Source organism: Methylobacterium sp. WL12 (assembly GCF_008039475.1).
Taxonomy (GTDB): domain Bacteria; phylum Pseudomonadota; class Alphaproteobacteria; order Rhizobiales; family Beijerinckiaceae; genus Methylobacterium; species Methylobacterium cerastii.
The window spans coordinates 1-10,946 of the sequence record NZ_VRUW01000031.1 but is presented as its reverse complement, the minus strand read 5'-3'; the positions used below and the strand labels follow the sequence as shown (position 1 = coordinate 10,946).

General features: G+C 71.2%; 8 protein-coding genes and 1 pseudogene. 4 read left to right on the top strand and 5 right to left on the bottom strand.

Annotated elements, in window-relative coordinates:
• Positions 1 to 80: 80 nt before the first annotated feature.
• The 3 genes from FV226_RS13570 (at position 81) to FV226_RS13560 (ending at position 5,620) form a co-directional block, all read left to right on the top strand.
• Positions 81 to 1,205, top strand: a complete 1,125-nt coding sequence (locus FV226_RS13570; protein WP_147763323.1) for an efflux RND transporter periplasmic adaptor subunit — start codon at positions 81 to 83, stop codon at positions 1,203 to 1,205.
• Between the two features lie 182 nt (positions 1,206 to 1,387).
• Positions 1,388 to 2,515, top strand: a complete 1,128-nt coding sequence (locus FV226_RS13565; protein WP_238272547.1) for an efflux RND transporter periplasmic adaptor subunit — start codon at positions 1,388 to 1,390, stop codon at positions 2,513 to 2,515.
• A 39-nt stretch (positions 2,516 to 2,554) separates the two neighbouring features.
• On the top strand, positions 2,555 to 5,620 hold the full coding sequence (locus tag FV226_RS13560; RefSeq protein WP_147763322.1) for an efflux RND transporter permease subunit: 3,066 nt from the start codon (positions 2,555 to 2,557) through the stop codon (positions 5,618 to 5,620).
• Here FV226_RS13560 and FV226_RS13555 read toward each other — a convergent pair.
• The 3 genes from FV226_RS13555 to tsaA all read right to left on the bottom strand — a co-directional run bounded on the left by FV226_RS13555 (position 5,607) and on the right by tsaA (position 7,548).
• The gene (locus FV226_RS13555) at positions 5,607 to 6,125 is read right to left on the bottom strand and encodes a MarR family winged helix-turn-helix transcriptional regulator (RefSeq protein ID WP_187273549.1); all 519 of its coding nucleotides are present in this window, start codon (positions 6,123 to 6,125) and stop codon (positions 5,607 to 5,609) included. The genes FV226_RS13560 and FV226_RS13555 overlap by 14 nt on opposite strands.
• Before the next feature lie 218 nt (positions 6,126 to 6,343).
• Complete coding sequence (locus FV226_RS13550) at positions 6,344 to 7,045, bottom strand: SGNH/GDSL hydrolase family protein (protein ID WP_147763320.1); 702 nt, start codon at positions 7,043 to 7,045, stop codon at positions 6,344 to 6,346.
• A complete protein-coding gene (tsaA, locus tag FV226_RS13545) occupies positions 7,042 to 7,548 on the bottom strand; it encodes a tRNA (N6-threonylcarbamoyladenosine(37)-N6)-methyltransferase TrmO (protein WP_147763319.1) in 507 nt (168 codons plus the stop codon). The genes FV226_RS13550 and tsaA overlap by 4 nt, the downstream gene beginning before the upstream one ends.
• Before the next feature lie 142 nt (positions 7,549 to 7,690).
• Here tsaA and FV226_RS13540 point away from each other — a divergent pair, with 142 nt between their 5' ends.
• Positions 7,691 to 9,160 carry an AMP nucleosidase gene (locus FV226_RS13540; protein WP_210246519.1) on the top strand — a complete coding sequence of 490 codons (1,470 nt, stop codon included), beginning with the start codon at positions 7,691 to 7,693 and terminating at the stop codon, positions 9,158 to 9,160.
• 10 nt (positions 9,161 to 9,170) lie between these two features.
• Here FV226_RS13540 and FV226_RS13535 read toward each other — a convergent pair whose 3' ends face one another.
• Positions 9,171 to 10,331 carry an alpha/beta hydrolase gene (locus FV226_RS13535; RefSeq protein WP_147763317.1) on the bottom strand — a complete coding sequence of 387 codons (1,161 nt, stop codon included), beginning with the start codon at positions 10,329 to 10,331 and terminating at the stop codon, positions 9,171 to 9,173.
• A 123-nt stretch (positions 10,332 to 10,454) separates the two neighbouring features.
• Positions 10,455 to 10,946: pseudogene (locus FV226_RS13530) on the bottom strand (penicillin-binding protein); the annotation flags it as partial.

Below are 10,946 nucleotides of genomic sequence, written 5' to 3'. Positions count from 1 at the left end.
CCCGTAAAAACCGTCTGGACGGTCGGTAAGATAGTGGATAGGTTCGCGCCGCGATAGAGCGTGCGGAGCCGAGGAACGCCGTGAACCGAAGTTTCCCCGTCGTGCTTGTCTCCGCTCTTGCCGCGGCGCTGCTCGCGGCGGCCGCGGCAAGCGCCGAACAAGCCGAACCGCAAGCCGGTGCGCCGGTCGGCCTCATGGCGCAGACCCTGGTGCGCACCGTGATCGCGACGAAGAGCATGATCGCTTCCGACGCCGTCTTCACCGGCGACGTCCAGGCCCAGGGGCAGACCAGCGTCTCGTTCCGCACCGCCGGCAAGATCGAGACCCGCCTCGTCGAGGTCGGCGACCACGTCGCCGCCGACCAGGTCCTGGCCCGGCTCGATCCGCGCGAGCAGCGCTCGAACCTCGCCAACGCGCAGGCCGCGCTCGCCTCGGCCGAGGCCCTGTCGACGCAGGCCAAGCTCGGGTTCAAGCGCCAGGAGCAGCTGATGGCCAGCGGCTACACCACGCGGCCCTCCTACGACAACGCCGAGCAGCAGCTGCGCACGACCCAGGCCGCGGTGGATTCGGCCAAGGCGGCGCTGGGGACCGCGCAGGAGCAGCTGTCCTACACCGAGCTGCGGTCGGGCGTGGCCGGCGTGGTGCTGAGCCGGTCCCTGGAGGTCGGCCAGGTGGTGCAGGCGGGGCAGTCGGTCCTGACCCTGGCGCAGGACGGGCCGCGCGACGCGGTCTTCAACGTCTACGAGGCGCTGCTCGCCGCGCCGCCGCAATCGGGAACCGTGGACGTGACGCTTCAGGGCAACCCGACGGTCACCGCCCTCGGCAGCGTCCGCGAGATCTCGCCCAGCGTCGACCCGGCTTCCGGCACGGTGCGGGTGAAGGTCGGCCTCAAGGAGACGCCGCCGGCGATGACGCTCGGCGCGGTGGTGATCGGTCGCGGCCGGTTCCAGAGCCATGCGGCGGTCGTGCTGCCGTGGTCGGCCCTCTACCGCTGGAAGAACCAGCCCGCCGTGTGGGTGCGCGACCCAAGCGCCGGGACGGTCGCGCCGCGCGTCGTGACCATCGACCGCTACGGCCCCGACAGCATCGCCCTGGCGGGCGGCGTCGCGTCCGGCGAGGAGGTCGTCATCGCCGGCATCCAGTTCCTTCGCCCGGGCCAGACCGTGACGGTGGCCGAGCAGGTCGCGACGGGAGCCGCGAAGTGATGGTGTTTCACCCGATCGCTGACGGTTTCCGCGCGTCGCATCGCGGCCCCCTCTCCCAGGGCGAGAGGGTTGGGGTGAGGGGCGTGACCTCTCCGGTGAGTTCTCGTCCCTCACCCTGTCCCTCTCCCGCTCGGGAGAGGGGACCCGCGTGTCACGCCGCGCCGCAGGTGAAGGATGGAAGCGTGAGGCATTCCGCGTTTCGCGGCATCCAGCTGCCTCTCGTCACCATCCTCGCCGGGACATCGCTGCTCGCACTCGCCGCCTGCAAGCCCGCCGAGGAGGCGAAGGCGCCGCCGGTGCGGCCGGTGCTGTACGCCGTCGCCAAGCCGATCGAGGCGGTGCGGTTCGGGCCGTTCGCCGGCACGGTCGAGCCGCGCTACCAGTCGCAGCTCGGATTCCAGGTCGGCGGCCGCGTCGTCGCCCGCGACGTGACCGTCGGCGACCTCGTGAAGAAGGGGCAGCGGCTCGCCGCCCTCGACACGGTGGTGCCGCGCTTCGCCATGACCCGCGCCGAAGCCGACGTCGCCGACGCCAAGGCGCAGTCCGAGAACGCCGCCGCCACCGAGGCGCGGACGCGTCGCCTGATGGAGGGCGGCAACGTCACCCAGGCCCAGCTCGACGGCATGGTGGCCAACCGCGACACGGCGCAGGCGCGCCTGACCCAGGCGCAGGCGAGCCTGCAGAAGGCCCGCGACCAGATGGGCTACACCGAGCTCCACGCCGACTTCGACGGCGTCGTCACCCAGCGCAACGCCGAGATCGGGCAGGATCTCACCGCCGGGCAGACGGTGGTGACCGTGGCCCGGCCCGAGGTGCGCGAAGCGGTGGTGGACATCCCCGACGACCTCGTCGCGGCCATGCCCAAGGACGGCCGCTTCACCGTCGCCCTCCAGAGCGCGCCCACGGTGACGGCGGTCGGCACCGTGCGCGAGACGGCGCCCTTCGCCGATTCGAGCACCCGCACCCGGCGCATCCGGATGTCGCTGGAGAACCCGCCGGGCGCCTTCCGGCTCGGCGCGACGATCACCGTCTCGCTGGTGCGCAAGGTCCCGCCGCGCTTCGTCCTGCCCGCCACCGCCATCCTGAGCGCAGACGGCCGCGACGCGGTCTGGGTCGTCAACGCCGCCGGCGACGCGGCCAAGCGCGTCGCGGTCACGGTGGCCGACCGGAGGGGCGACTACGTCGGCGTCGCGAGCGGCCTCTCGGCCGGCGACCGCGTCGTGGTCGCCGGCGTCCACTCCCTCGCCGAGGGCCAGGCGATCCGCCTCGCGGATACGCCCATCGCCGTTCCCGGCACGCAGGACCTTTGATCGTGGGCGGATTTTGAATCGTGGGCAGGATTTCCGATCGTGGGTAACTTCAACGCGTCGGAATGGGCGCTGTCGCACCGCTCGTTCGTGTGGTTCCTCATGGCGATCTGCCTGGTGGCCGGCACGCTCGCCTATCGCGGCCTCGGCCGCGAGGAGGACCCGCCCTTCGCGATCAAGACGATGGTGGTGCAGGCGGTCTGGCCCGGCGCCACGATCGGCGACACCCTCGAGCAGGTCACCGACCGGATCGAGAAGGAGCTGCAGCAGGTCGCGACCCTGGACTACGTCCGCAGCTACACCACGCCGGGCAACGCCACGGTGTTCGTGCAGCTGCGCGACACCACGAAGGCGTCCGAGATCCAGCCGTCGTTCTACCAGGTCCGCAAGCGCCTCGGCGACATCCAGGGCACCTTCCCGCAGGGGATGCAGGGGCCGTTCTTCAACGACGAGTTCGGCGACGTCTACGGCAACGTCTACGGCTTCACCGCCGACGGCCTGAGCCACCGTCAGCTGCGCGACTACGTCGAGGGCGTGCGCACCGAGATCCTCAAGGTGCCCAACATCGGCAAGACGCAACTGCTCGGCACGCAGAAGGAAACGATCTTCCTCGACTTCTCCACGCGCAAGCTCGCCGGCTACGGCATCGACATCCAGTCCCTGATCAAGACGCTGCAGAGCCAGAACGCGATCTCGCCCTCGGGCGTGGTCCAGGCCGGCCCCGAGCGGGTCTCGGTGCGGGTGAGCGGGCAGTTCTCGTCCGAGACCTCGCTGGAGACGATCAACCTGCGGATCAACGACCGCTTCTTCCGCCTCTCGGACGTGGCCGAGATCAGCCGCGGCTACGAGGACCCGCCCGCGGCGCTGTTCCGCGTCGATGGCAAGCCGGCGATCGGTCTCGCCATCGCCATGCGGCCGAACGCCAACCTGCTGCATTTCGGCGAGGACCTGAAGGCGCGGATGCGCCTGATCGAGGCCAAGCTGCCGATCGGCGTCGGCATCCACTTGGTCTCCGACCAGCCCCGCATCGTCGAGGAGGCGGTCGGCGGCTTCACCCAGGCGCTCGTCGAGGCGGTGGTGATCGTGCTCGCGGTGAGTTTCGTCAGCCTAGGCGTGCGCGCCGGCTTGGTGGTCTCGATCTCGATCCCGCTGGTGCTCGCCATCGTCTTCGTGGTGATGCAGATCATGGGCGTCACGTTGCAGCGCATCTCGCTCGGTGCGCTGATCATCGCGCTGGGCCTGCTGGTCGACGACGCGATGATCACCGTCGAGATGATGGTGGCGCGGCTCGAGCTCGGCGATTCGCTGAAGAAGGCTGCGACCTTCGCCTACACCTCCACCGCCTTCCCGATGCTGACGGGCACGCTGGTGACCGTGGCCGGCTTCCTGCCGATCGGCTTCAACGGCTCCTCGGCCGGCGAGTACACCTACTCGCTGTTCGTGGTGATCGCGGCCTCGCTCCTGGTCTCGTGGGTGGTGGCCGTGCTGTTCGCGCCGCTGATCGGCGTGACATTGCTGCCCAAGACCATGAAGAAGCACAGCCACGAGCCCGGCCGCATGGGGCGCCTGTTCCTGCGCGTGCTCGTCGCCGCCATGCGCTGGCGCTGGCTCACGGTCGCTGCCTGCGTCGCGCTGCTCGGCCTGTCGATCTTCGGCATGACCTTCGTGCAGCAGCAGTTCTTCCCGGCCTCCGACCGCACCGAGATCCTGGTCGACTTCACCCTGCCGCAGAACGCCACCATCACCGAGACGCGGGCGCAGATGGACCGGTTCGAAGCCACGTTGAAGGGCGACCCGGACATCGAGCGCTGGTCGTCCTATGTCGGACAGGGCGCGGTGCGTTTCTACCTGCCGCTCGACCAGCAGCTCGCCAACAGCTTCTTCGGGCAGGTCGTCGTCGTGACGACGTCGCTGGAGGCGCGCGACCGCCTGTTCCCCAAGCTCGAGGCGCGGACGAAGCGCGACTTCGTCGGCACCGACGTGTTCGTGAACCCGCTCTCGCTCGGCCCACCGGTGGGACGGCCGATCCAGTACCGCCTCAGCGGGCCGGACCTGCAGGTGGTGCGCGCCAAGGCGCTGGCGCTCGCCGACATCGTCGCCAAGAGCCCGCATGTCGGCGTGCCGACCTTCGATTGGAACGAGCCCGGCAAGGTGCTGCGGGTCGAGATCCTGCAGGACAAGGCGCGCCAGCTCGGCGTCACCAGTCAGGACATCGCCGGCATCCTCAACGGCGTCGTCGGCGGCTCCTCGATCACACAGGTGCGGGACTCGATCTACCTCGTCAACGTCGTCGGCCGGGCGCAGGCGGCGGAGCGGACCTCGCTGGACACCCTACAGAGCCTGCAGGTGAGCCTGGCCAACGGCTCGGTGGTGCCGCTGCTCGCCTTCGCGCGGATCGGCTTCGACCTGGAGCAGCCGATCGTCTGGCGCCGCGACCGGGTCGCGACGCTCACGGTTCGCGCACCGATCGTCGACGCGACTCAGCCGCCGACGATCGTGGCGGCGCTCGCCTCCGACATCGCCGCCTTCACGGAGGCGCTGCCCGAGGGTTATGCGCTGGCCACCGGCGGCGCCGTCGAGGAGGCGGCCAAGGGCCAGGGACCGATCGCGGCGGTGGTGCCGGTGATGCTGCTGACCATGGCGGTGTTCCTGATGATCCAGCTTCAGAGCGTCCAGAAGCTGTTCCTGGTGTCGAGCGTGGCGCCACTCGGGCTCATCGGCGTCGTCGCGGCGCTCCTGCCCTCGGGCAAGCCGATGGGCTTCGTCGCGATCCTCGGCATCCTGGCGCTCATCGGCATCATCATCCGCAACGCGGTGATCCTGGTGAGCCAGATCGAGGAATGCGAGGCCGACGGGCTCGGGCCCTGGGACGCGGTGGTGGAGGCGACGCGCCACCGCATGCGCCCGATCCTGCTGACGGCGGCGGCGGCGAGCCTCGGCATGGTGCCGATCGCCCGCGAGGTGTTCTGGGGGCCGATGGCCTACGCGATGATCGGCGGCATCATCGCGGCGACTTTCCTAACGCTGTTCTTCCTGCCGGCGCTCTACGTCGGGTGGTACCGGATCCGCCCGCCGGCCGCGAACGGTCCGAAGCCTAACGCGGCTTGATCGCCCGCCGCGGCGAGGTCGGCGGTGCGGACTCGATCGGGGCGACCCGCTGCGGCGGGATCGCCACCGGCGTCGAGAACGCGCCCAGGTTGTCCACCAGCTTCGTCAGCAGGCGGATCGTCTCGGCCACCTCGTCTTCCTTGAGCGCGGCGAGGAAGTTGCGCTCGCGCTGCAGCGCCACCACGGTGATGCGGTCGTGCAGGTCGAGGCCGGCGGGCGACAGCGCCAGCAGGCGGCGGCGTGCGTCCTCGGCGTCGCCGCGGATCAACACGAGGCCGCGGCTTTCCATCCAGGCGATGCTGCGGCTCACCACCGCCTTGTCGAGGGCGGACAGCTCGCAGATCCGGTGTGCGGTGATCCACGGGTCCGAGGCGAGCCGGTACATGATCCGCCAATCGGTCAGGCCGACGCCGAAATGCTGCCGGTAGAAGATCGACGCGTTGTTGGTCAGCGTGTTGGACAACAGGGTCAGCAGCGCCGGCACGTAGACCTTCGGGTCCACCATGGCGCTCGTGCTTCCGTTTACGTCGGGCGTCTCGTCTGCGCCCTCGTTCGATCGACCCATTGGCCACACCCCGCCGGGACTTGTTCACCCGTTCATCGCCACGCGATGCCGGATCGTCCCGGTCGCCGGAATACTTAGACCTGTTCCCGGGCGTTGCGCACCTGCAACGTGGAAACTTGTCTCCGCCGACACAACCTTATTTGCCGGCGGAAGTTCGCTTAAGGCGTGCCGGCGCTGCACAGAGCGGGCGCGAGGGCGGCGAGCGCGGGGCGATAGGCTGACAAGTGCAAGCCGTCGCGCATCGCGCCGGGCTTGGCGAAGCCCGTGGTCCCGTCTCGGATGGCGGCGAACGGGTCGGCGAAGCGGCAGCCGAGGCGCGTGCACAGGGCCTTCAGGCGCTCCGAGTAGTCGCCGACCGCCAGCGGGTCGAGGCGTCCGTCGAGCTCGCGCCCGATCGGCGGAAGCGCGGTGACCACGAGGCGATCCGTCGTGGCCGTCAGCTGCCGGATGATCCGCGTCGCGGCCGCCTCGTAGCGCGCCGCCGCGGCCGGGTCGCGCGGGTCGTTCTTGGACAGGATGTCGTTGGTGCCGATCGTCAGCACGGCGGCCCGCGGACGCACGGGAAACCGCAGGGTCGCGACGAGGTCGGCGTAGACCGGTGCGGTGGCGCCGCTGACGCCGCCGTTGACGAGTTCCAGGCCGCAGGGCCGCTGGGCCGGGGCCTGCAGCTCCGCGTGGGAATCGCCGGCCAGGAACACGTAGGCCGCCGGCGCCTCGTCGAGATGCGCCTGCACCGCGTAGAGCCGTCCCAGGGCGTAGGCCCGTACGTTGACAGGGGCGGTGGCGAGCATCCGCCCGACCAGGATGCCGGCGCCGACGAGCAGCACGGCGGTGGCGGCGAGCGCGACCCGGCGCCTCATGCGCGGACGGTCCCGGCTCGGTCGACCGTGGCCCCGGGCCGGGAATCGGTGGTGGCGTAGTAGGGCTTGATGTCGAGGAGCGGCGTGCCGTCGAGGCAATCGAGCCCGCGTACCGTCAACGTCGCGCCATCGCGCCCTAGCAACTCCACCACAGAGAGCGCGATCGGGTTGGGGCGCGCCGGCGAGCGCAGCGAGAACGTGCCGCGGCTCCCGTTCGCGTGGCGCGGGCGCTGGACGAGGAGGCCGCGCTCGGCCCGGTCCATCCAGTAGAGCAGGATCAGATGGCTCGCGCCCTCGACGTTCCGGAGGCCCGCGGCGTAAACCGGATCGACCTCGACGGTGCAGGCCGCGTCGGTCTGCAGCCCGTTCTTCGGGCACTGCCCGCGGATGGTCCACGGCGTGCGGATACGGCCGATGAAGTGCACGCCGGCATCGGCCTGCTCGGGGAGGGCGATTGCCTCCTCGCCCTCGCGGCGCGCGAAATCGTTGCTGTCAGCGTCCATGGCGTCCCGACCGGTCCGTCCGGCGGCTTTCCGACAAGTCGGCGCGGACCGCAAGCCCCGCCTCGCGCGACCGGGCAGGGGGGTGTAGAGCCGAGACGAAGCAGCAAGGGGATCGCGCGTGATCGAGAACGAACTGCGCCCGATGGAGGCGGTGGCCGACGTCGCGACCGCCGTGGACCGGCTCGTCGAGCTGCATGCCGGCGCGACCCAGGCCCTGCGCACGGCGCTGACCCGGACCCTCGACGGCGGCACGCCGCCGGACGCCGCCGAGCGGCTGCAGTTCCGCTACCCCGAGCTGCGCGTCACCTACCGGCCCGCCGGCCCGGTGCCGCGGATCAGCCGCGCCACCGCCAAGATGCAGGCGCCCGGCACCTACAGCACCACCGTGACCAGCCCCGCGGACTTTCGCGCCTACCTGACGGCGCAGCTCGAGCCGCTGGTGGCCGATTACGGCGTCGGGCTCGAGGTCGGCCTGAGCGCGCAGGAGATCCCGTATTCCTACGTGCTCGAGCCGGGCACCGACCTCGGCGCCGGGCGGGTGAGCCCGGCCGAGCTCGCGACCTGGTTCCCGGTGCCGCTGCTGTCGCTCGTCGGCGACGAGATCGCCGACGGCCTGTGGCAGCCAATGGCCGACGAGCCGCGCCCGCTCGCCCTGTTCGACGCCGTGCGAGTGGATTACTCGCTGCGCCGCCTCGTGCACTACACCGGCTGCGACTGGCGCGAGGTGCAGCCCTGGATCCTGCTCACCAACTACCACCGCTACGTCGACCAGTTCGTCCGCCACGGACTGGAGCGCCTGGCCTCGGGCGCGGAGGGCTTCACCAAGCTGGTCATGCCGGGCGGCATCACCGTGACGCGCGGCGAGGCGGCGTCGGCCGATCCGGCGGCGCTGATGGCGGCCTCGCCCTGGCATCGCTTCCAGATGCCGGCCTACCACCTCGTCGCGGAAGGTGCCGACGGCACCGCGCAGGGCACCACGCTCGTCAACATCGGCGTCGGCCCGTCGAACGCGAAGACGATCACCGACCACCTCGCGGTGCTGCGTCCGCATTGCTGGCTGATGGTCGGACATTGCGGCGGCCTGCGGCAGTCGCAGACCATCGGCGACTACGTGCTCGCCCACGGCTACATGCGCCGCGACCGCATCCTCGACGAGCTGGTGCCGCCGGACGTGCCGGTGCCGGCGCTCGCCGAGGTGCAGCTCGCGCTGCAGGCCGCGGCCGCGCAGGTGACGGGCGAGAAGGCCGACGCGCTCAAGCGCCGCCTGCGCACCGGCACCGTCGTCACCTACGACGACCGCAACTGGGAGCTGCGCTTCAGCCAGGAGCGCCGCCGGATCAACCTCAGCCGCGCCATCGGCGTCGACATGGAAAGCGGGACGATCGCCGCGCAGGGCTACCGGCTCCGCGTCCCCTACGGCACCCTGCTCTGCGTCTCCGACAAGCCGCTGCACGGCGAGATCAAGCTGCCGGGCGCGGCCAACGCGTTCTACGAGCGCGCGGTGGCCGAACACCTGCTGATCGGGCTCGCCGCCCTCGACATCCTGCGCGGCGACCGCCACGGCCTGCACTCGCGCAAACTCAGGAGCTTCGACGAGCCGCCGTTCCGGTAGAGCGTCCTCGCTATTTCAGCGTGCCGGCAATCCAGCCGATGATCGCGTCGGCGACCTCGCCGTTGTTGGTCTCCAGCATCATCATGTGGCCGTTGCCGTGGATGCCGTGCTCGGCCAGCGCCAGCCGGTCGGGCTTGGCGCCGGCCTGTTCGAGGAAGGCGCCCGTGCAATCGTCCATAGTCGCGCGGAACGACGCCTCGGCCGTGACGATCACGGCGGGCACGCGCGCGAGGTTCGGCAGCTTGCGTGCCGGCTCGGCCTGGAGCCAGCAGCGGATCTGGCCGGGGCGGAGCGGCGCCTCGGACTGCGCCACCACCAAGTCCGTCGAAGGCGAGACCGGCGGATCGAAGGTCAGCGGCACGCGGGTGATCCCGTAGGGCCGCGCGCGGGCCTCGCCGACCTTCTCGTACCAGTCGGCGCCGCCCTTGAAGCGGATGTCGTAGAAGGTCGGCCCGTTCGGCTCGACGGCGACGTGTGCCTTCACGAGGTCGGGCCGCCGGTCGGACACCGCCCAGCCGAACACGCCGGCCTGCGAGTGCGTCAGCAGGACGGAGGGACCGATCTTCTCCAGAAGCGCGATCAGCGCCGGGTCGACGAGCTCCTCGCTGCGCAGGGCGCTGGCGATGAACGGGACCTGCGAGAAATAGAACTGGTCGAACGCCGCGTTGCCCTTCACGCCGGCTCCGCCCGGCCAACGGGTGTGGAGCTTGGCCTGCGGGAACAGGCCGAAGTTTTCCTGGCCCGTGAAGATCGTCTCGAGGTCGTTCGGCGCGAGGCGCGCATAGGGCCCGTAGGCCTCCGGGTTGTCCCCGGATCGGCCGCGCCCGACCTGATCGACCACGTAGACCGCAAAACCCTTCTCGACGAAGCGGTCGACCCAGCCGGGACGGCCGTCGGGCGTGCCGAGGAAGTTGACACCGGTCTGCGCCGTGCCGTGCACCATCACCACGGGGTAGGGCTGCGTCACCTGCGCCGGCGCGTGATACTGGACGAACATCTGCCCGACCGCAGCCGCCTTGCCGCCGGCCGTCTCGTAGGTGCCCCCGACGAAGAAGTAGCCCTCGCGCTGCGCCGGCTTGAAGGTCGCCGGGTGGTCGGGGGCGGGCTCGGCCAGGGCCAGCGAGCCGAAGCACAGCAGCGCGCATACGCCGCCCAGGACGGGTTTCCGCATCGTGACCTCCCATCGACGTTCTGTTCGCGTCGGATGGGACGCTAGCAGCCGGACAGCGTTCGCGTCAGGCCGGATGGAGTGGGGACCGAGAGGGCGAAGGCCGTCTGTCCCGGCACGCGTCCGTCACCGCCGCCCGCCCCACATCCCGGTGCGTTCCGAGCGGGCCTGCTCTTCCGCCGCCAACAGGTCCGGCGGGGCGTCCTCGGTGGCGCGGGCGCCGCCGGCCGAGAGGATCAGGGCGGCGAGGTCGTCGCCGTCGATGCGGCACCGGGTGCCTTGGGTCCCGCCGGCATCGGGCGTGCACACCACCTCGCGGCGGCGCAGGTATCGGGCGAGCTGGCGGGCGAGGTGGCCGCCCTGGCCGTCGACGCCCGTGAGTCGCACGGTGCGGCCGCGGAACGAGAGCGTGCCGGTGTCGATCACCTCGGGCACGCCGCGCGCCTCGGAGCCGGGGGGCTGTGCGGCGGGCGCAGCCGGTGCGGGGGCGGCGGTCGCCGGCTCGGCCGGCTGCGGCGCGGCCGTCGCCGCGGAGGGGCGCATTAGGCCCATCGCCAACGGGGCCGAGGCGCGCGGGACCAAGTCGCGGGAGATCGAGGCCGGGACGGCCCCCCCCCC

Excerpts from the sequence above, each read along its gene's own strand:
- FV226_RS13555 (WP_187273549.1), bottom strand. The coding sequence starts at position 6,125 with ATGGTGGACCCGAAGGTCTACGTGCCGGCGCTGCTGACCCTGTTGTCC.
- FV226_RS13550 (WP_147763320.1), bottom strand. The coding sequence starts at position 7,045 with ATGAGGCGCCGGGTCGCGCTCGCCGCCACCGCCGTGCTGCTCGTCGGC.
- tsaA (WP_147763319.1), bottom strand. The coding sequence starts at position 7,548 with ATGGACGCTGACAGCAACGATTTCGCGCGCCGCGAGGGCGAGGAGGCA.
- FV226_RS13540 (WP_210246519.1), top strand. The coding sequence starts at position 7,691 with ATGGAGGCGGTGGCCGACGTCGCGACCGCCGTGGACCGGCTCGTCGAG.
- FV226_RS13535 (WP_147763317.1), bottom strand. The coding sequence starts at position 10,331 with ATGCGGAAACCCGTCCTGGGCGGCGTATGCGCGCTGCTGTGCTTCGGC.